Here is a 20,075-nt window from a genome sequence, read left to right on the forward strand (position 1 = left end):
GAGCCCGTTCCGCCACGTCTACCGCGGGCAGGGGCACGAACTCTACGGTCGGGCTCTCCCGACCGTAGGAGCGACGCGCGGTTCCTTCAATGATCTAAGCCGGCGTGTCTGGAGTCCAGCGGACGTCATTCAACAGATCGGTCAAATCGGAAGCTCGCCCCGATACTGCCCGCACTGTGGATCACAGTGGATCACAGCCAACCTCGGCCACGGCTCGCTGACAGTCTCAGCGGCCGACCTGCTCCCAGGCGGGNACGCCAAGGGCTGGGAAGCCTCGGGAGCCGGGAACCCTCAGGAGCCGGGGGTGTTGAAATCCTCCGGGGAGATCGTGTCAAGGAACTCCCGGAACTTCTCCAGCTCGCTCTCCTGTTCTTGTTCCTGTTCCTCGGGAACGGTGATCCCGGCCTCGGCCAGGACCGCCTCGACCCCGTAGACCGGCGCTCCCATCCGCATCGCCAACGCGATCGCGTCGGACGGCCGGGCGGAGACCTCCACCCCGTTGCCGAACACGAGCGTGGCGAAGAAGACGCCGTCCTGGAGGTCGGTGATGGTCACCCGGGTCAGGTCCGTCTGCAGCGCACGCNACACGTCCCGCATCAGGTCATGGGTCATAGGTCGAGCCGTCGTGATGCCCTCCTGGGCGAAGGCAATCGCCGTCGCCTCGACAGCACCGATCCAGATAGGCAGATACCGCTCACCGCCCACCTCCTTGAGCAGGACGATCGGCTGCTTCGACGGAAGCTCGACTCGCACGCCGACGATGTCCAGCCGATGCACCGATCTACCTCCTCGCAGGTGGGGCGGGGCGGGATGTTGTGACCGGAGCCAGAAAACCCCACAGGGGAGACAGTATCCCCGCTTCCGTCCGGCGTCAGCGCGCCCACCGGTTCGGCTGTCCGGCAAGGCACTCCGAGCGCAGCCCCGACAGCCTCCTCNCCTTGGTCTCAACTCGATCGTCCCGCCGCCAGCCGGGAGCGCAACAGGGCCGCGTGCAAGCGGACCAGCAACGCCGCCAGCTCATCGGCGGTCTCGGCGTGCCGTCCCNAGCCCTCACCACCGCGCTGGCCCCGCAACGGGGCGACGGCGGCCTCGATGAGACCAGCCTCACGGTCGGCCACCGTACGGGCGGCCCGCAGATGCCGGGGCTGCACGCCGTGGCCGGCCAGCAGCGCCACGGTCCGCGCGACGAGCAGGGCGTCGGAATCGTAGTACCCGCCGCCGGCGATCGGACCCACCAGGCCGTGCTGTTCCAGCTCGGTCAGGGCCTCGTCGCCGAGCCCCGCGGCGGCGAGAAGCTCCCGGCGCGACATTCTGACCCTTTCCGCCCCGAGGAACGCGTCCAGGCCGGTAGGGGCCGGATGCGGGGGCAGCGCGCGGGGTCCAGGCCGATGCACCGGGGTCTCACCGCGGTCGAGCGACGCCAGCTCCTCCTTGATCACGCGCAGCGGAAGAAAGCGCTCCCGCTGCGCGTGCAGGACGTAACGGAGCCGGGCGACGTCGTCGACCGAGTACTTGCGGTAGTTCGCGCTGGTACGGGCGGGTTCGACGAGTCCCTCCGCCTCGAGATAGCGGATCTTCGACAGGGTGATGTCGGCGAAGTCCGCCCGCAGACGGTCGAGAACCTGGCCGATGTTGAGCACCTTCGCGTTCTGTCCGGCCTGGTCCGAGCGCGTTGCGCCCGAACGCGGGGCCGACGATGCCGCGGCGAGGCCGCCGCTCACCGTGGGTCCTTCCTCGTCACCGTGCCGCTGACCCCCCGTAGCTCGCGCCAGTCAGGAACACCAGTCGGAACTTGCCGATCTGTACCTCGTCGCCGCTGGTGAGCTCAGCCGAGTCGATCCGCTCGCGGTTGAGGTAGGTACCGTTCAGGCTCCCGACGTCGCGAACCGAGAAGCCCTTGGTGTACGGCGAGCGATGGAACTCCGCATGCCGACGGGAGACGGTCACATCGTCGAGGAAGATATCGCTCTCGGGATGGCGGCCGACGGTCGTCATGTCGGCGTCCAGCAGAAAACGACTCCCCGCATTCGGCCCCCTCTTGACGACGAGCAACGCCGAGCCGGGAGGTAGCGCGTCAACGGCGGCCACGGCGTCCCGCTCGGTCGACTCGTCGACGTGATCGCCCTCGATGCCGGACAGCGCGGCCGCCAGGTTCAGCGTTGACGTCTGCTCCGCGGGTCTCTCCGGCGCCACGGGCTCACCCGGACGTACCAGAGGAGACCCGCACCGCGCGCAATACAGCGCGTCGGACGGGTTCTGCTGTCCGCACCTCGTGCAGAACACAGTCGCGTCCGCTTCCTGCCGGGATCCCGCACGGGCGGGGTACCCCAGCCGCTTCGGCCGCCNCCGGACGGGCGGCGGGAACGTCTCTGCCAACACTGCGATGGTGGTAGCCAGACGTCCGCAGCCCACCCCCATCACCAGGATGATCACATGGCGACGGTCGGGCCGTCCACGATCGTGCCCCGGTGCACTCCGAGGCTAGTGCATCGCGGGCACGGTCGTGAAAAGAGTGCGACCCGTGTTGTTCGGCGTGGCGTGGCCCACCACCCACCAGAAGCACAAACCAGATACTCTCAGTTTTCCTTCACGTGCTCCGCGTACTCTTCGGCGGTCAGTAGGCCGGTGACGTCGGCGACATCCGCGACCGTGAGCTCGACGAGCCAGCCTTCCCCATAGGGATCAGAGTTGATCAGTTCCGGCGCACCGGCAAGTGCCTCGTTGCGCGCCGTCACCTCTCCGGCGATCGGCGCGTAGATCTCGGACACGCTCTTGGTCGACTCGACCTCTCCGAAGGACTCACCGGCCTGGACCGCGGAGCCGAGGTCGGGCAGAGAGACAAAGACGATGTCGCCCAGCGCCTCCTGCGCGTAGGACGTGATGCCGACCCGTGCCGTGCTCCCGTCGAGCCGGATCCATTCGTGCTCACGGGTGTACTTCAGGTCGTCCGGGTACACCGGAGATCGCCTCCCCTTGCTCTGACCACTGCGCGGACCGCTCTGCGCCGCCCGGCCCGACGCCATACCGTGCCGCGCCGCGCCGTGAACTCCACCAGGAACCACGTTCCTCGGCTGGCCCGGGGACAGGGGGTCTCCTATCCGGCCGGACGGGCGTAGCGAGGACTCGGAGCGGGTCGCAGCGCACGGATCTCGATGTGCTCGGAGGTCCGAACGGTCGCCTGCGCCCCGTCCCGTGCCGCTACCGTATCGAGCACCCCGCCGGGGATCCGCATCGCCTGGTCCAGCGTGTGGGCGTCGCCCACCACCCGCAGCACGTACGGCGGCGCGATCGACGTGCCGTCGACCACCAACCCCCGCCCGGGCTCGTCGGCCACGTAGGNCGAGACGACCGCTCGGACCCCGGCGATCTCGATCGCCTCGGCGCCCGCGTCCCGTAGCTCCTGCAGGGCGTCGACGAGGATCGAGGCGTCGACCGCGCGGTGAGNGTCCTGGATCGTCAGCTCGAGCCCCGATCCGGTGACCGGCACCATGCCGGTGAGGATCGCCAGCCGGTCGGCCTCGCGACGCACCTCGTCCGGCCCGGCCGCCGGGGCCGGCACCGACGTCGGCACGGGCGGCATCATCGGTTCCGCCTCCCGGCGGAGCTGCTGCTCCCGGGCTGCCAGGGACCGGTCGACGGCGCCGATCGCACCGAGGGTCGCGGCGAGCTCGTCCGGCCGCGCGGTGGCGAGTCCGAAGGACGGCTGCGCGGACCGGGTCGCGGCGACCGCGGCGAAACCGAGACCGGCGAGCAGGACCAGACTCAGGGCACGCCGCGTCCGGGCACGACCCGGCCGGACGTGCCCCGGAACCGGGCTCGGTGTCGGCTCCGACGCGACAGGGACCACGACGGGCGACGTGGGCGGGTCCGACGGCGCATCGGAGACCGGCACCGGATCGGATGCGGACTTCCGTCCGGGCCCGGATTCCGAAGGGTCGCCTGTCGAGGTCACCGCCATCGTCAGACCTTGATCAGATGTTGGCGCAACGCGGTCGCGGTGGTGAAGATGCGGATGCCCAGCACCACGACCACCGCGGTGGACAACGCGCCGCCGAACCCGATCAGGTCGCCGAGCAGCACCATCAGGACGGCGATCGCGACGTCGAAGACGAACGAGACGATGAACACCCGGTCGTCGAACACCCTCTCCGCGACGGCCCGCGCGCCGCCGAGAGCAGCGTCCACCGCGGCCACCACGGCGACTGGGAGGTAGGGATCCATCCAGTCGGGGACGGTCGGGCCCAGCACCAGGCCGGCCGTCACGCCCAGGGCAAGGGCTACCACGGCGATCATGATTCGCTCCGTCGAGCATGCCGCAGCACCTGGGGATCGGCCGCGGGCAGGGTCAGGTTTCTGACGGTGACGACCGACAGGGAGGTCACCGGTGAGTCGGGACGATGCCGCAGCCGGTCGATCACGGCGGACTCCTCGAGACGCCGCACGAGATCGTCCGGATCACCCACCGCTTCGACGGTGTACGGCGCGATCATCGGTACGAATCCGACGAGAATGAGATCACCGGCCGCCCGGATAGCGCTGAGAGCCGTCAGGCGGACGCCGTTGACCGCGACAGCCTCGGCACCCGAGATCCACAGCACGTTGACGAGATCGGCAAGATCTCGATCTTGAATCCGGGTCCAGTCGGACGCCGGTGCGGGGTGGGGACCGGCGAGCCCGGTCAACGGGCGCAGCGGGGTGGGTGCCGTTGACGCACGAGGTGCCGACGGTGCCGACGGTGCCGACGGCCCGGGGGCGGTCCGGTCCGCGAGCTCGATCCGGGCACCCGGTCCACGCACGGGGGACCAGCCTGCCGCCGGCCCGAGATCCGACAGCGCCGCCGTGGCCCAGGCCAGCTCACGCTCGGCCCGGGCGCGCTGTTCCCGCGCCGTCTTCACCCGCAGGCGCAGCTCGCCGACCCGGGTCGCGGCCGCAGTGGTCACGGCGGATCGCTCATGTATCTTCGCGCGCAGGGCCGCGACGAGCTCCGCACGTTCCCCGGCCGTCGTCGCGGCACGCCGGGCCCCGGTCGCGATCACCAGGCCGAGCAGGCCGAGGACGAGGGCCAAGGCGAGGGGACGCTGCCAAGGGCGACGGGGCCGCCCGGAGACTCCGCAGGGATCCGAAGGGCCGGCGGCCCCGGGGCATACCGGCCCTCGGCGTGGCCATCCGGTCCGTTCTCGCACATTCGGCATTCTGACCGACCGGACACCGAGCGCCGCCGACCAAGGCCTCGCCGCGCGTGCCGCGGCTACCGCGCCTCGACCACCTCGACCCAGCGCCGCAGCAGCACGTGGGCCTCCTCGATGTCGGCGCCCTCCGACCACAGGTGGGTGACCGCCTCGCTCGGGTCAGGCAACACCAGGATCCAGGAGCCGTCCGGACCGACGATCCGAACCCCGTCCGTGGTGTCGATGACATACCCCGTATCCGGGTCGACCGACTCCACCACGCGACGCATGACGGTGCCCTTGACCGCCCACGGGGTGGGCACTGAACGGCGCAGGATCGCCACCGAAGGTATCCGGGCGTCGATGGTGCTGAGTGTCAGCCGGGTCCGTGCCACCAGGGCCAGCAGTTTCACGAACGCCGCGATCCCGTCGATCGCGGGGGCGAACTCGGGGACGATGAAGCCGCCCCGCCCGTCGGCGGCGAAGACGATGCCGTCGTCACGGGCGACCCCGGTCAGCGCCGCCGCCGACAGGGAGGTCCGGCGTACCGTCAGCCCGTGGAAGCGGGTGACCTGGTCGGCTACCCGGGTGATGGTCACCGGGAGGGCTACCTCCGCGCCGGGATTCTCCGCCGCGACGAGGTCGAGGAACACCAGCAGGGCCCGGTCATCGTCGATAAGGTCCCCCCGCTCGTCAACGATCGTGACGCGCTCGCCGACATGATCGAACCGCACGCCGAAGGCCGCCCCGGAGCTGGCGACGAGGGCGCCCAGGCGGTCGGTGGCCCGCAGATCCTCCAGGGCGCTGCGGGGCGGGATGGTCTCGTCAACGCGTCCGTTGACGGTGAGCACGTCAACGCCGAGCCGGCCGAGCAGTGTCGGCAGCACCAGGGACGCCGAGCCACCCGAGGAATCAACGACGATCTTGAGATCCGCCTCGGCGACGCCGGCGGTATCGACCCGGTCGAGCAGATCCTGGATGTAGAGATCCATGGTACGGGCCGGGAAACGCAGGTCACCGATCTCACCGGGAAAGGCCCGGCGGAACTCCTGGCGGGAGAAGACCCGGTCTAGCTTGCGCTGTGCCACCGGGGAGAGGTCGTCGCCGTCGGCATCCAGGAAGATGATGTCGATGCGTTCCGGGTCTCCGGGGGTGGTGCGCAGCATGATCCCCCCGGCGGCGTTGGACGAGCGGACGTCGAAGCGGGTGACCGGCATCGGTGCCACCTCGAGATCACGGACGTTGATGGCGCCGGCGGTCAACGCGCTGATGACGGCCCGCTTGAGGGCCCGGGCGGCGCGGGAACCGTCCCGCGCGGTGGTGACGGTGGCCCCCTTCTTCAGGGTCGTGGCGTAGGCGCCGGCGAGGCGCACCACCAGCTCCGGGGTGATCTCCGCGTTCACCAGGCCGGACACCCCGCGCGGCCCGAACAGGGTCCGCTGGCCGCGGGACTCCCAGATGACGGAGGTGTTGACGACCGCGCCGGCCTCGATCGTCTTGAACGGATACACCTTCACGTCATGGGAGACGAACGCCTCCTCGCGGACGACGCACTCGTCTCCGACGACGGCGCCCTCCTCGATCCTGGCCGCCCGCAGCACGTCGGTGCTCTTGCCGATGACGCAGCCGCGCAGGTTCGTCTGCGGGCCGATGAGCGCGTTGTCCTGGACGATCGCCCGGTGCAGGAACGCGCCGCTCTTCACCAGCACGTTGCTGCCCAGCACGGAAAACTCCCGCAGCTCGGCGCCGGCCTCCACCTTGCTGTAGTCACCGACCACGAGCGGCCCCTTGAGGATCGCCTCCGGATGGACCTCGGCGTCCTCACCGATCCACCCCCCGGGGGACCCCTCAAAACCGCCGATCTCCACGTCGACCTGGCGGTTGAGCACGTCGGCCTGGGCCCGTTGGAAGCTCGCGATGGTGCCGACGTCCTCCCAGTACCCGGACGCCACGTAGCCGTACACCGGGGCACCCGCCTCGACCAGCCGGGGGAAGATGTCGCCGGACCAGTCCACCGCCTCGCCGGGCGGCACCTGGGCAAGCACCTCGGGCTCCATCACGTAGATGCCGGTGTTGACGGTGTCGGAGAACACCTGCCCCCAGGTCGGCTTCTCCAGGAAGCGCTGGATCCGTCCGTCCTCGCCGGTGATGACGATGCCGAACTCGAGCGGATCGGGGACGGATTTCAGCGCGACGGTGACGAGCGCGCCCTGACGCCGGTGGAAGGCAACCAGGTCGGTGAGGTCGATGTCGGTCAGCGCGTCCCCGCTGATGACCAGGAACGCCTCGTCCCGCAGGGCGTCCTCGGCGTTCTTCACGCTGCCGGCGGTGCCCAGCGGGGTCGTCTCGGTGGCGTACGACAGGTGCATCCCGAGCTCGTCACCGGAACCGAAGTATGTCCGGATCATCGAGGCCAGAAACTGGACGGTCACCACCGTCTCGTCGAAGCCGTGCCGTTTGAGTAGGCGCAGCACATGCTCCATGATCGGCCGGTTGACGACGGGGAGCAGTGGTTTGGGCAGGTTCGCGGTCAACGGACGCAGCCGGGTGCCCTCGCCACCGGCCATGACGACGGCTCTCACCGGTCACCTCCCACTTGCGCTGGTCCGGGCGTCCGCCCGGAAGCGCCGGACGAGCTGGCCGGCCTGGACGAAGTACAGAAGACCAGACCACCAGTACAGGGCAGTACCCCAGATCGCGAACGCCCATCCGACCGGGCGTGCCGCGGTGGCCAGCCAGGAATCCCCGGCGGACAGCAGCAGGAGAGGGAAGGCGTACAACAGGTTGAACGTCGCAGCCTTGCCCAGGTAGTGCACGGGCAGCGTGACGCCGACCCCGATCCTGCGCAGCAACGGCGGCAGCGCCAGCAGCGCCACGTCGCGGGCAAGGAGCAGAACCGCGAACCAGACCGGCACGATCCCGCGGAGGGTCAGAGCGACGATGGTGGCGAGGATGTAGAACCGGTCGGCGAGGGGATCCAGCAGGACGCCGAGGCGACTCGTCTGGTTCAGCACCCGCGCGAGCTTGCCGTCCAGGTAGTCGCTGATTCCGGCGAACGCGAGAACGCCGAGCGCCGCACCGTCCGCCTTCGGACCCAGCACCAGCCAGAGGAAGACCGGCACGCCGAGCAGCCGCAGGGCGGACAGCGCGTTCGGAACCGTCCAGATCCGGTCCGAGGCGGTGGGCATGGTCATGCGGCCGTCTCTCCTCCACCGGTTGGGCGGCGCGACGCGCCGCGAAGGCGGTGAACGGCAGCCCACCGCACCCGGCGCTCCCGCAGGTCCCCACCCGACGGGTTCGGCGCCAGTGGGGACGTCCGGGCCCGGTGGGGGCCGCAACGCCCCGCCGACGGGCCGGACATCGCTGACGCTAGCGGATCGTGGGACACGGGGAGCGGAGAGGGATCCGCCGGCGGGGTACCCCGGCGTTCGGACCGGGTCGGATGGGACCGGGCTCAGAGGATGCGGCCGACCTTGTAGGTGGAGCTGTAGATGGGCCGCAGCGACACGACACCGCCGGTCTGCGGGGCAGCCCACATATACCCATTCCCGGCATAGATGCCGACATGGTAGATATTCCCAGGAGTACCGTAAAAGATCAAGTCGCCGGGCTGCTTGCCGGACTGGGGCACCTTCATCGAGACCCGGTACTGGTCCTCGGCCACGCGCGGCAGCGAGCGGCCGAGTTGTTTGAAGACGTACTGGACGAGTCCGGAGCAGTCGAACGAGTACGGACCCTCCGCGCCCCAGACATACGGCTTACCCTTGTTCAACGACGCGAGGTAGACGGCCTTCTCCCCGATCGAGCTACCCGGGATGACCTTTGGGATCGCCTGGTCGATGACGGAACCCGACCCTCCCGAACCCGACCCTCCCGAACCCGACCGTCCCGGACCCGTCGGACTCGCGATCGTCACCGTGGCGGCACCGGCCACGGAGGGACGCAGGGCGTTCGATCCGTCGAAGACCGCGGTGATCATCGTCGTGGAGAGCAGGCGCGCGGTGATCTGCGCGGCGCCGTTCGCGTCGGTCCGCAACCTCGTGGAGGTCTGCCACTGGGGACCGTTCACCACGACGATACGGACGTCCTGGTTCGCGAGCGGGGTGCCGCTGTCCGATTCCAACGCCCGCACCGTGAGCACCACCGGGGTGTTGGGCGCGACCGAGGTCTTGTCCGCGGCGATCGAGACGCTGGTGAAGACGGGGTCGTGGTCCGCGATGGCGGTGGCCAACGGGGCGAGCCTGCGGGCCGAGGCCGCATCGCCGCCGGTGGCGTGGTGTCCCGGGACGAGCGCGGCTTCCTGGGTGAGGGAGTTCGACTCCAGTGACGAGGTTCCGTCGGCGCCCCCGGGGACGGTGGCCGCGAAGGCGGCGGTCGAGGCCGCGATCGTCCCGGTGGTGAACGCGGCGATGGTGACCGCGCGTCGCGGAGGAGGAGTGGTACGGCGGCGAGCCGCGCCGGAGCCTGAGGAGCCGTGGGGCGCCGGCGGGCGCTGACGATTCCGGACGAACTGGTCCCAGTCCTCCGGAAGCCAGGCCATACCACGACGGGGCAAGACGTGTCCTTCCCGTGCGCCTACGAGGGAGCTGTCGGGTTCGGGCTGGCCAGCCCGGCGGCCGACGACCCGGTCAGTGCCGTCACCGCCAGAACGCGGCCGGATCCGCCGGCCACACCCGGAACCACGGCTCCCCGCACCTGCCCCGACATACTCGGAGGGGCCGCCGAACCGGGGGCAGGACCAGGCACATCGGTCCGACGGGTATCTCTATCAAAATAGGTATATCTGTATGACATGTAGCAGACACTTCATAATCCGGACACCTATGGATCGGTAGAACAGAAGTGCCGTTGATGACCATAGTGGACATACCCGGGCGGCTCGCAATCACCCCCACCCCAACGCTTGAACACGGCACCAGAAGACCGTCGCTACTCGGCAAGAAGTACGGATGCCGTCACGCCGGGTGTCCGTCGGCGGCTTGATCACGCCACCTCGCGTCAGGTCGTCACGACGCCCCGAGCATCGACGTGTCGTAGATCTCGCCGGCTGTCTCGTCGGCGATCCGGCAGCGGAACGGGCCGGGTCGTCAGGGTGCGGGCGGCGGGTTCACGCTCGGGACGGAACCGACCTGCGCCGGCGGCTGCCCGGGCGACGGCTGCCCGGGCGATGGGTGCCCGGGCGATGGGTGCGCGGGCACGGGCCCCCGCGACGGATCCGGCGGAAGCACGCTCGCCGCAGACCGGGCCGGCACGACGGGCGCGGCTCCTGCCGAGGATTCGGCGTGCGCGTACACCACCAGGTTGTTGAGATAGTGCCTGGCCTTCCGGTCGAAGGCGCCCCCGCAGGTGATCAGGCGCAGTTCAGGGCGGATTACCGGTCCGTAGACCCGGTTCGTCGGGAACCTCGNCTTCACCACGTTCTCCGCGCGATCGACGACGAACGTCGTGGACACGCCGGTCGGCGAAGCGACCTCGATACGGTCGCCGGGCACGAGCTCGTGCAGCCGGTAGAAGACCGCCGGGCCGGTGGTGGAATCGTAATGGCCGACGAGCACGGCAGGGCCGATGCCACCAGGCGCCGGACCGCGGTCATACCAGCCGACATCTCCCCATGCCTTGGGCACCCCGAGCGTGCCATCCGGGTTCAGACCCAGATGAATGATCGGAGCGTCCACCCTGATCCGGGGGATGCGCAGCCGGGACGGATTGTTGACGACCACCACTGGCTGCTCGGGGACGGCGGGAGGTAGCCCGAACCGGCCGGTCGTCGGCACGGGGGTGGGCGGCGGCGGGACGTCGGCGATGTCGGCCGTCGCGTCCGCCCCGGGAGCGCCATGGACGGCATCGAACGCCGGTTCCGCCAGCCGGAAACCGCTGCCGAGGACGAGGACCGCCCCGACGAGGAGAAGCCACCGCCAGAGCGGGATGCGCCGACCCGCGACGGGTGTCCGGACGGAGAAGGCCGTCGGTGCGCCGTTCGCGGGCCGCTGGTTACCGCCGCCCGTCCCACCTTTCACAGCTCCTCCCGCCATCCCGCCCGTCGATCGTCCACGTACGCGTGCGGATCGCTCCCGAGGTGGATCGTCCGGCGCCCCGCCCGCGGCTCCGAACCGTCACGTGCCAGGGTCACGAAACCACCGACGGTGACTCTACCAATCAGTGAAGATACTTTCCGTGAGCGGCATGCTTGTGAGCGAGGTGTACCGGTCTCAACGATTCCGAGATCACCGAAAACTGGACNAACTAGACCGAAAAAGCAACCCGATCGCCGCCACAAGGAGGTCGATCCGGCCGCACCACGCCCGGGCGGTTAACCCGCATCCCCACACTCAGTCGCTATGGTATCACTCGCAGTAACGAATAGATCACCGTACGTGAGAGAGGGGACCAGATGAAGAAAGGTATGGGTCGAAGCGCCGCCGTTCTCGCGATATCAAGCGCGGCGAGCGTCACCCTAACCTTCGGGCCCGGCCTGGCCGCTGCCCACGCCCTCGACGACAAGGACAACCACCGGTGCGACGACAAGAAGGACGGGTGGGGCCTCTTTGGCGACAAGGACAATCTGGACGGCAAGGACCGCGACCGCGATGACAAGATCGACGGCGACAAGCGGNTCCGGGCCGATCGGATCGACGACGGCAGGGACGGCCTGGACGGCAAGAACGGCAAGGACGGTCTGGACGGCAAGGACGGTCTGGACGGCAAGAACGGCAAGGACGGCAAGGACGGCAAGGACGACTGGTTCAACTGGGACGACAAGAAGCGCGACTGCGCCATTGCCGGCGTCGGTGCCGGCGTCGGTGCCGGCGTCGGTGCCGGCGTCGGGCCGGGGGGCGGGCCGGGGGGCGGTGTCGCCGCAGGTGGCGGCGGGATGGCCGACCCCGGGTCCTCGCCCCTGCTCCCGCTGGCCGGTGCGGCAGTGGGCGCCCTGCTGATCGGCGCCGGGGTTACCCGACGGCGCGCCCAGGGTGCGAGCTGACCCTGCTGTTCGGCGGCCCTGCGGCGTGCGGACACCCTCGTGGGTGACGGCCTCGGCCTGGTCCCACGCGGGGCCCACGCACGAGGGTCGGGGGTCGCGTCGTCAACGACGCGACCCCCGGTCACCGTAGTGGTCGCCGGTACGGTAATGTGGCTGCTGTACGGGACGTGGCGCAGCTTGGTAGCGCACCAGACTGGGGGTCTGGGGGTCGCAGGTTCAAATCCTGTCGTCCCGACAGAGGTGGTAAAACCCGTTGCTCAGGCAGGTGAGCCTGCTCAACGGGTTTTTTCGTCGTAAGCCGCCGTCACGCCGGTCCGGCCGGACCGGAAAGCCCACCCGGCTGACGGCCGGAACCCGGTCCAACCGTCAGCCGCCGCCCCTGCGGTCGCCGCGTTCACGCACCCGCACCGAGATCGAGATGGGCGAACCGGCGAAGCCGAAGTCCTCCCGGAGCCGGCGTTCCAGGAATCGACGGTAGGACGACTCCAGAAAACCCGTCGTGAACACCACGAACCGCGGCGGGCGCACTCCGGCCTGGGTCGCGAACAGGACCTTCGGAACCCGCCCTCCACGTGCTGGCGGCGGGGTCGCGGCGACGACCTCACCCAACCAGGTGTTCAGCCGGCCGGTCGGGATCCGGGTACCCCAGGACTCCAGCGCGGTGCGCAGCGCGGGGGCGAGCCGGTCGGTCGCACGCCCGGTACGGGCCGAGACGTTCACCCGCGGCGCCCACGCGACCCGGCCGAGGTCACGGACGATCTCCCGTTCCAGGGTGAGCCGGCGGTCGGTGTCCACCAGGTCCCACTTGTTGAAGGCGAGGACGAGGGCCCGTCCCGCGTCGACGACCATCGAGATGACCCGCTGGTCCTGCTCGGTCACCGGCTCGTCCGCGGCGAGCAGGACGATGGCGACCTCGGCGGCTTCCAGGGCCGAGGCGGTGCGCAGCGACGAGTAGTACTCGGCGCCGGAGGCCTCCCGGACGCGACGGCGCAGCCCGGCGGTGTCGATGAACATCCACTCCTCGCCGCCGACCGTCACCAGCTCGTCGACCGGGTCCCGGGTGGTGCCGGCGACGTCGTGCACCAACGACCGCCGGCTGCCGGCGAGCTTGTTCAGCAGACTCGACTTGCCGANGTTGGGCCGGCCGATCAGGGCGACCCGCCGTGGGCCGTCGGACTCGGTGAGGATCTCGCGCGGCGCCTCGGGCAACGCGGCGAGCACGGCGTCGAGCAGGTCTCCACTGCCCCGGCCGTGCAGGGCCGAGACCGGGTGCGGCTCGCCGAGCCCGAGGCTCCACAGCGCCGCCGCATCAGCCTCGAATCGTACGTCGTCGACCTTGTTCGCCACCAGGATCACCGGCAGCCCGCAGCGGTGCAGCACCCGGGCGACCGCCTCGTCGGCGTCGGTGGCACCGGTGACGACGTCCACGATGAACAGCACCGCATCGGCGGTGTCGAGCGCCGCGCGGGCCTGCTCGGAGACCTGGGCGGCCAGCCCCGTCGCGTCGGGTTCCCAGCCGCCGGTGTCGACGAGGGTGAACCGCCGCCCGCTCCAGACCGCGTCGTAGGCGACGCGGTCACGGGTCACCCCGGGGACGTCCTCGACGACCGCGGCCCGCCGGCCGAGGATGCGGTTGACCAACGTCGACTTGCCCACGTTGGGTCGCCCCACGACGGCCACCACCGGTTGACCGATCCCGGGGCCCGCGAACTCGCCGTCGAGCTCGCCCGCGAACCCATCGGGGCCGCCGACGTCATCGCCGAGGCCACCGTCGGCAAACCGGTCGAACCCGGCCGCGCCGAGGTCCGTTGATAGGTCTTGTCCGCTCATCACTGTCACTGCCAACTGTCATCGTGGGACGGGGATCGCCTGTGATTCCCGGGCTCGGCGCCGGACACGCGAGCGTGGTCGGATCGCCGGGGGCTCTCACCCGCCCGTCCGGAGCGAGCAGCGATCTTGCTCAGATTNCCCGGCGCCGGCCCGGTCAGCTCCGCCGGTCCCGCCCGCCTCGCCGCAGGCCTTTCCGGCCCGGACGGTCGCCAGATGGTCGAGCAGGCGCACCCGGATGTCCTCCGCGACGGCGGCCAGCGCCTTGCGCGAGCGTGGGTTCGCCGGGACCTCCACCGCGAACGGCGCACCGAAGACCACCCGGATCGGCACCGACCGGCGCGGCCAGCGCGCCCCCCGGGGCAGGGCGGCACCGGTGTTGATGCAGGCCACCGGTAGGACGCGGCAGCGGCCGTGCACCGCGAGGTAGGCGATGCCGTGCTGGACCGCCGCCATCTCCCCGCTGCCCCGGGTGCCCTCGGGGAACAGCCCGATCGCCCCGCCACGGGNGAGCTCGTCCAGCGCGGTGTGCAGGGCCTCCCGGTCGGCCCGATCACGATCGATCGGAATCTGACCGCTGAACAGCAGCGCCCGGCCGAGCACCCCCCGGTACATCTCGACCTTGCTCAGGCAGCGCACGGTCCGTGGGGACTCGATCACCACCAACGGGCCATCCAGCCAACTGCTGTGGTTCCCAGCGAAGATCAACGGCTCGTCGAAGGGGACGTTCTCAAGCCCCTCCAGGCTGATNTGCATGACCACCCGGTTGAGGAACCAGCGGACCCCGGGCTTGAGGACGCGGTGCGGGAGGTCGTTGTAGATCGGTGACGCGGCACCCCGGTGGACCGGTCCACGCGCCACCCGGGCGGCCCGCCGGGCCGCCTCCGCGGCACGTTCGCCGGCACCGTCGTCCGGCCGAGCGGCCTCAACGCGGGGCGCCTCAACGCGGGGGTTCGACGTGGTCATCTCGTCCGGTTCGGCAGCTGCTCGCAACGCCGAAGCACCTCGTCGACGACTTCGGACACCGACAGGGCCGTCGAGTCCAGAACCACCGCGTCGGGCGGGATGGCCAGCGGGTCCGCCGCCCGGTTGCTGTCGAGCGCGTCGCGCCGGTCGAGTTCGGCGAGGGTCCGGGCGACGTCGTCGACGCCCTTCTCCCCGAGCTGGCGGGAGCGACGCAGCGCACGGACCTCGGTCGAGGCGGTGAGGAAGACTTTGATCTGGGCGCCCGGCGCCACGACCGAGCCGATGTCGCGACCCTCCACGACGATGCCGCCGGCCGGCAACGCGGCGGCGATCACCTGACGCTGTTGGGTGACGAGCAACGCCCGCACCGCCGGCACCGCCGCGATCGCACTGACCGCGTTGGTCACCGCGCGGGTGCGGATCTGGGCGTCCACCCCGACACCGTCGATGGCGATCGAGGGCTCGTCCGGGTCCGTACCGACCGAGATCACCGCCCGCTCGGCCAGCTCCGCGACCGCCGCCGAGTCCTCGATGTCAATCCGCTGTTCCAGCGCGAGCTGGGTGACCGCGCGGTACATCGCCCCAGTGTCGAGGTACCGCAGGCCGAGGCGGCGGGCGATCTCGCGGGCCACGGTGCTCTTCCCCGACCCTCCGGGACCGTCGACCGCCACGATCAGACCCTCGGCCCCGCCTTCGTGGACCGCGGGACCATCTCCCTCGGACCCGAGCGGCGCAGACGTTCCCTCCCGGCTGTCGGTGACCGTGCTTCCCGCCGACAGCGCAGACCCGTGGTCGGGCTTCACCCGATTCCTCCGTCCCGGTCACATAAAGAGTCGTCGGATCGCGCCCCCGCGGATGCCGACATGTGCAACCCGGATCAGGCTACTCGGTACGGCATCAGGATCGCCGGTATGCCGTCCAGCCGTTGAGCGTCAACCGGTCGACGAGCTCGTCCGCGGCCGTCGGATCCACCGCGAGCTCGACNATGCCGGCGGGTGCGTCAAGGCTGTGCTCGAAGGGCCCGACATCCTCAATGTTGATCTGCCACTGGCTGATGAAGCCGACGAGCGCGGCGAGCTGGCCGGGTCGGTCGTCGAGCACGACCCCCACCCAGCCCCAGGACTGCGCCGGGGCGCCGGGCTTGCGCGGAAGCAGCGCACGGCCGGCCTGGCCGCCCCGCATGAGCCGGGAGACCGCGGCGGTGACCTCGTCACCGGAACCGGTGTCGAGGACGTCGGCGAGCGCGGTGAGCTGGGCGCCGAGGGAACGCACCCGCTCGGCGATCGGGCCGCGGTTACCCTCGATGATCCCCGACCACAGCTCGGCGTCGCTGTCGGCGAGCCGGGTGGTGTCGCGGAACCCCTGCCCGACGAAGGGCACGTCCCGTTCCGGCAGCCCGACGAGCGCCCCCGCGAGCGCGCTCGCGACGATCTGGGGCACGTGGGAGACCGACGCCATCGCCGCGTCGTGACGCTGCGGGGTGGTCCGCACCGGCGTGGCCCCGCAGGCGAACGCCAGCGCCACCGTGGCGTGCACCGCGGCCGACCCGGTGTGCGGGACGGGACAGACCGCCCAGACCCGCTCGGCGAACAGGTCCGCCCGGGCGGAGACGGCCCCGTGCCGTTCCCGGCCGGCGATGGGGTGGGCCGGGCACCACGTCGTGAGGTCGCAGCCGAGCTGGACTCCCTCGACCAACGGTCGGACCTTGACGCTGCCGGCGTCGCTGATCGTGTCCGCGAGGCCGGAGCGGGCCAGGGCGCGTACCTGGACCGCGACACTCGGCAGTGGGGTGGCGACGACCGCATGATCGACCCGCTCCCCCGCCCACGGCCGCCCGGCCCCCATCTTCTCGGCAAGCGCGACCTGTGCCTCGTCCACGTCGCGGAGCAGGACCTCGACGCCCCTTGCCGACAGCGCGAGACCGATGCTGGTCCCGATCAGGCCCGTGCCGACGACCCCGACCCGGCGCAGGCGCGGAAGGCGTGCGGCATCCCATTCCAACCCGACCATGGCCTTGATCCTAAAGCCTCGGGCCTAGAGACCGACGCCGTGATACAGGGCGCCGATCTCGTGACGGGTGAGGTGACGGGCCCGCCCGGCGCGCAGGGTTCCCAGCGACACCGCCCCGAACCGGGTGCGCACCAGTCGATGCACCGGGTGGCCGACGGCGTCCATCATCCGGCGGACGACGTGCTTGCGCCCTTCGTGCACGACGACCTCGACCATCACCCGTCCGTTCGCGTTGTCGACGATGCGCGCCGAGTCCGCGCGCACCGGGCCGTCGTCGAGTTCGACCTCCGCGCGCAGCTGGCGCAGGACGTCACGGCGCAGCGGACCGGACACCTCGACGAGGTAGGTCTTGGGGACGGCGAACGAGGGATGGGTGAGCCGGTGCGCGAGCTCTCCGTCGTTGGTGACGAGCAGCAGCCCCTCGCTGTCGGCGTCGAGCCGGCCGACGTGGAACAGCCCGCCGCCGAACTCCGTGAGCAGATCCGCGATCGTCGGCCGACCCCGGTCGTCCGACATCGCCGAGAGCACCCCGCGCGGCTTGTTCAACGCCAAGTGGACCAGGCCCGTCCGGGTGACGATCCGCTCACCGTCGACCTCGATGAGGGCGGTTTCGGGATCGACCCGGCGGCCCTGCTCGCGCACCACGGTGCCATCCACCCGGACCCGACCGGCAGCGATCAACTCCTCGCCGTGCCGGCGGGAGCCCACCCCGGCGGCGGCCAGCACCTTCTGCAGCCGGATGCCCTGGTCCTGGGGCCCGTCCGGGCGGTCACCGCTACTCATGACGGGAACCTGGTACTCATGACAGCAGCCCGATACTCATGACGGGAACCTGGTACTCATGACGTAACAATGTCATCAATCTCATCGATACCGGGCAGCAGGGGGGCAAGCGGCGGCAGTTCGTCGAGCCCGCGCAGCCCCATCCGTTCGAGAAAGTAGTCGGTGGTGCCGTAGAGGATCGCGCCGGTCTCCGGATCGTGCCCCACCTCCTCGACCAGGCCGCGGGCGGTGAGGGTGCGGATGACGCCGTCGGCGGAGACNNNCCGCACNGCCGAGATCCGCCCCCGGCTCACCGGCTGCTGGTAGGCGACGACGGCCAGGGTCTCCAGCGCGGCCTGCGACAGCCGGGCCGACTGGCCGGCGAGCACGAAGCGCTCGACCCAGGGGGCGCACTCGTCCGCGGTGTAGAAGCGCCAGCCGCCACCGGTGTGCCGCAGTCGGAAGCCACGGCCGTCGCGGACATACTGCTCGGCGAGCTGCGCGAGCAGCCGCTCGACCTCCAGCGCCGGGGCGCCGAGGCCGGTCGCGAGCTCCGCGACGCCGACCGGCTTCTCCGCGACCATGAGGACCGCCTCGAGCAACGCGCCCAGCGGCGGCCGGGCCTCCCCGGCAGCCCCGGCCTCCCTGGTCACGACGCCACCTCCCGCGACTCCTCCTGCGCGTCCCCACCGTACCGATCAGATCCGAACAGCCCGTGGCCGATCGGCGGGGCGTCCGCCTCGACCGCCGGATCCAGGGCGATCCAGCGCACCGTCAGCTCGCCGAGCGGGACCTGCTGGTCGAAGGAGATCCGGCCCTCGCGGAAGAGCTCCAGCAGCGCCAGGAACCGGGCCACCACCTCGATGGTCTGCCGACAGCCGACGCACAGCATCCCGAAGGTCGCGGTGCCCACCTCGCGCAGCATCGCGATGACGGCGAGCATGTGCTCCCGCACGCTGATCCGGGGCAGGTGCACGTGATCGGTCGCAACCAGCGGCGGCAGCGGCGGCTCACGCAGCCGGGCCGCGAGCGCCGCGAGCTCCGTCGGGCCGATGCCGATCTGGACCTCCGGCAGCGCGGCGGCGTAACGGGGCTCCAGGGGTACCGCCCGGGGGGTGTGGCGCGCCTCCAGGGCCATGAGGCCGGCGAAGAGCGCCGCAGCCTCCTTGTACGCCTTGTACTGCAGCAGCCGGGCGAAAAGCAGGTCGCGGGCCTCCAGCAGGGCCAGGTCCGCCGACTCGTCCTCGGACAGGGCGCCCGGCAGCAGCCGGGCCGCCTTCAGGTCGAGCAGGGTCGCCGCGATCACCAGGAACTCGGTGGCCTGGCCGAGGTCGAACCGGTCCCCCAGCCGCCGGATGTGCGCGACGAACTCGTCGGTGACTTGGGAGAGCGCGACCTCGGTCACGTCGAGGCGATGCTTGGCGATGAGCGAGAGCAGCAGATCGAAGGGGCCGGTGAAGTTGTCGAGTTCGACGACGAAGGTCTCCGTGCGCCCACCACGACCCGTCGGCACGCCGGTGCGCGGGGCGGCCTTCCCGTCGGTCTGGTCAGCCGGAGCGGCCTGGTCAGCCGGGGCGGCGCGAGACCGGGTCATGGCGCCACGCTACGCCCCGGCGGCGTCGACGTGATCATCATCACCCCAGGTTGAGGCCTATCAGCGAGGCGAGTCCCCGCAGCAACGGGCCGATGAGCTGGCCGACGACCGAGGGGAATCCGACGAACAGCACCGGCAGCAGCAACAACGCCAGCAGGATGCCCAACCCGATGTTGCGCTCGGCCAACTGGTACCGGGCGTTGCGCCAGCCAGCCGTGGTCGGACCGAGCAGGAACAGCAACCGCCCGGCGTCTGTCGGGGGGACCGGGACGAGGCTGATGATGAACATCGACCCGAACGTGACGGCCATCCACAACGCGAGCTCGGCACCGAAGCTGTTCGGCACCGTCACCTCGGTGACGCGGTCACCGAGTCGCACCAGCCCCGGCTCGCCGAGCGGCTGGAACACCGCCAGGGAGGCCAGGGCGAGCAGGAGATACGTCAGCGGCCCGGCCAGGACGGCAGCGGCCACGTGGAACCGGCGGCGCCGCCACACGTCGTTCATGGGCACCGACTCGGCCCAGCCGTAGCCGACGACGAAGACGGCGACTGCGCTGAACGGGCTGAGCCGGTCCTTCAGGCCCGTCATCATCCGCCCCGAGCGCATCGGGGTCGGGTCACGGACCAGCCGGGCCACGAGCACCTGGGCGGCGTCGTGGGCGAAGATCCCGATGAGGAAGGCGAGGAGGATCCCGAGAAGCGCCGCGGGTTCGGCAAGGTGGAACAGCACGTCGCTACCTTTTCGCCCCGATCGCCTCGTTGTCCCGGT

General features: G+C 70.7%; 20 protein-coding genes and 1 tRNA gene. 2 read left to right on the top strand and 19 right to left on the bottom strand.

Annotated elements, in window-relative coordinates; translation table 11 throughout:
- Positions 1 to 291 precede the first annotated feature (291 nt).
- The 11 genes from CED_RS04165 to CED_RS04215 form a co-directional block, all read right to left on the bottom strand.
- Positions 292 to 777, bottom strand: coding sequence for a bifunctional nuclease family protein (locus CED_RS04165; RefSeq protein WP_035908710.1), 486 nt, complete (start codon positions 775 to 777; stop codon positions 292 to 294).
- 167 nt (positions 778 to 944) lie between these two features.
- Complete coding sequence (locus tag CED_RS04170; protein ID WP_035908711.1) at positions 945 to 1,721, bottom strand: MerR family transcriptional regulator; 777 nt, start codon at positions 1,719 to 1,721, stop codon at positions 945 to 947.
- Positions 1,722 to 1,737: 16 nt separating this feature from the next.
- Complete coding sequence (locus tag CED_RS04175) at positions 1,738 to 2,283, bottom strand: FHA domain-containing protein (protein WP_009739506.1); 546 nt, start codon at positions 2,281 to 2,283, stop codon at positions 1,738 to 1,740.
- Between the two features lie 293 nt (positions 2,284 to 2,576).
- A complete protein-coding gene (gene gcvH, locus CED_RS04180) occupies positions 2,577 to 2,957 on the bottom strand; it encodes a glycine cleavage system protein GcvH (protein ID WP_035908712.1) in 381 nt (126 codons plus the stop codon).
- A 137-nt stretch (positions 2,958 to 3,094) separates the two neighbouring features.
- Positions 3,095 to 3,847, bottom strand: a complete 753-nt coding sequence (locus CED_RS04185; RefSeq protein ID WP_235186882.1) for a DUF881 domain-containing protein — start codon at positions 3,845 to 3,847, stop codon at positions 3,095 to 3,097.
- A 113-nt stretch (positions 3,848 to 3,960) separates the two neighbouring features.
- Positions 3,961 to 4,293 (bottom strand): small basic family protein, encoded by a 333-nt coding sequence (locus CED_RS04190; protein ID WP_011435907.1) that lies wholly within the window; start codon positions 4,291 to 4,293, stop codon positions 3,961 to 3,963.
- Positions 4,290 to 5,066 carry a DUF881 domain-containing protein gene (locus CED_RS04195; RefSeq protein WP_235186883.1) on the bottom strand — a complete coding sequence of 259 codons (777 nt, stop codon included), beginning with the start codon at positions 5,064 to 5,066 and terminating at the stop codon, positions 4,290 to 4,292. Before CED_RS04195 ends, CED_RS04190 begins: the two co-directional genes overlap by 4 nt.
- Positions 5,067 to 5,248: 182 nt before the next feature.
- A complete protein-coding gene (locus CED_RS04200) occupies positions 5,249 to 7,735 on the bottom strand; it encodes a mannose-1-phosphate guanyltransferase (RefSeq protein WP_035908715.1) in 2,487 nt (828 codons plus the stop codon).
- A gap of 18 nt (positions 7,736 to 7,753) precedes the next feature.
- Positions 7,754 to 8,362 carry a CDP-alcohol phosphatidyltransferase family protein gene (locus CED_RS04205; protein ID WP_011435904.1) on the bottom strand — a complete coding sequence of 203 codons (609 nt, stop codon included), beginning with the start codon at positions 8,360 to 8,362 and terminating at the stop codon, positions 7,754 to 7,756.
- Positions 8,363 to 8,622: 260 nt separating this feature from the next.
- Positions 8,623 to 9,723, bottom strand: coding sequence for a C40 family peptidase (locus tag CED_RS04210; protein WP_035908716.1), 1,101 nt, complete (start codon positions 9,721 to 9,723; stop codon positions 8,623 to 8,625).
- Positions 9,724 to 10,255: 532 nt separating this feature from the next.
- Positions 10,256 to 11,185, bottom strand: coding sequence for a class F sortase (locus CED_RS04215; RefSeq protein WP_035908718.1), 930 nt, complete (start codon positions 11,183 to 11,185; stop codon positions 10,256 to 10,258).
- A gap of 374 nt (positions 11,186 to 11,559) precedes the next feature.
- Here CED_RS04215 and CED_RS04220 point away from each other — a divergent pair, with 374 nt between their 5' ends.
- Together CED_RS04220 and CED_RS04225 are read left to right on the top strand one after the other, a co-directional pair.
- Positions 11,560 to 12,147, top strand: coding sequence for a hypothetical protein (locus CED_RS04220; RefSeq protein WP_035908719.1), 588 nt, complete (start codon positions 11,560 to 11,562; stop codon positions 12,145 to 12,147).
- Between the two features lie 161 nt (positions 12,148 to 12,308).
- Positions 12,309 to 12,382: transfer RNA gene (locus CED_RS04225), tRNA-Pro, on the top strand.
- A 131-nt stretch (positions 12,383 to 12,513) separates the two neighbouring features.
- On the opposite strand, the gene der is transcribed toward CED_RS04225, so the two are convergent.
- The 8 genes from der to CED_RS04265 all read right to left on the bottom strand — a co-directional run bounded on the left by der (position 12,514) and on the right by CED_RS04265 (position 20,036).
- The gene (gene der, locus CED_RS04230) at positions 12,514 to 13,977 is read right to left on the bottom strand and encodes a ribosome biogenesis GTPase Der (RefSeq protein ID WP_035908720.1); all 1,464 of its coding nucleotides are present in this window, start codon (positions 13,975 to 13,977) and stop codon (positions 12,514 to 12,516) included.
- A gap of 96 nt (positions 13,978 to 14,073) precedes the next feature.
- The gene (locus CED_RS04235; protein WP_051868659.1) at positions 14,074 to 14,940 is read right to left on the bottom strand and encodes a 1-acyl-sn-glycerol-3-phosphate acyltransferase; all 867 of its coding nucleotides are present in this window, start codon (positions 14,938 to 14,940) and stop codon (positions 14,074 to 14,076) included.
- Positions 14,937 to 15,743, bottom strand: a complete 807-nt coding sequence (gene cmk, locus CED_RS04240) for a (d)CMP kinase (protein ID WP_011435898.1) — start codon at positions 15,741 to 15,743, stop codon at positions 14,937 to 14,939. The genes CED_RS04235 and cmk overlap by 4 nt, the downstream gene beginning before the upstream one ends.
- A 94-nt stretch (positions 15,744 to 15,837) precedes the next feature.
- Positions 15,838 to 16,950 carry a prephenate dehydrogenase gene (locus CED_RS04245; protein WP_035908721.1) on the bottom strand — a complete coding sequence of 371 codons (1,113 nt, stop codon included), beginning with the start codon at positions 16,948 to 16,950 and terminating at the stop codon, positions 15,838 to 15,840.
- A gap of 24 nt (positions 16,951 to 16,974) precedes the next feature.
- Positions 16,975 to 17,733: a pseudouridine synthase gene (locus tag CED_RS04250; protein WP_011435896.1), complete on the bottom strand. Its 759-nt coding sequence runs from the start codon at positions 17,731 to 17,733 to the stop codon at positions 16,975 to 16,977.
- Between the two features lie 56 nt (positions 17,734 to 17,789).
- Positions 17,790 to 18,365: an SMC-Scp complex subunit ScpB gene (scpB, locus tag CED_RS04255; protein ID WP_035908722.1), complete on the bottom strand. Its 576-nt coding sequence runs from the start codon at positions 18,363 to 18,365 to the stop codon at positions 17,790 to 17,792.
- Positions 18,362 to 19,306, bottom strand: a complete 945-nt coding sequence (locus CED_RS04260; protein ID WP_011435894.1) for a ScpA family protein — start codon at positions 19,304 to 19,306, stop codon at positions 18,362 to 18,364. The genes scpB and CED_RS04260 overlap by 4 nt, the downstream gene beginning before the upstream one ends.
- Positions 19,307 to 19,346: 40 nt before the next feature.
- Complete coding sequence (locus CED_RS04265) at positions 19,347 to 20,036, bottom strand: M50 family metallopeptidase (protein ID WP_011435893.1); 690 nt, start codon at positions 20,034 to 20,036, stop codon at positions 19,347 to 19,349.
- Positions 20,037 to 20,075 lie beyond the last annotated feature (39 nt).

It is taken from the genome of Frankia sp. CeD, assembly GCF_000732115.1.
Lineage (GTDB): Bacteria > Actinomycetota > Actinomycetes > Frankiales > Frankiaceae > Frankia > Frankia casuarinae.

Coding starts and splice junctions, on each gene's coding strand:
- CED_RS04190 (WP_011435907.1), bottom strand. CDS start 4,293: ATGATCGCCGTGGTAGCCCTTGCCCTGGGCGTGACGGCCGGCCTGGTG.
- CED_RS04205 (WP_011435904.1), bottom strand. CDS start 8,362: ATGACCATGCCCACCGCCTCGGACCGGATCTGGACGGTTCCGAACGCG.
- CED_RS04250 (WP_011435896.1), bottom strand. CDS start 17,733: ATGAGTAGCGGTGACCGCCCGGACGGGCCCCAGGACCAGGGCATCCGG.
- CED_RS04200 (WP_035908715.1), bottom strand. CDS start 7,735: ATGGCCGGTGGCGAGGGCACCCGGCTGCGTCCGTTGACCGCGAACCTG.
- CED_RS04260 (WP_011435894.1), bottom strand. CDS start 19,306: ATGACCCGGTCTCGCGCCGCCCCGGCTGACCAGGCCGCTCCGGCTGAC.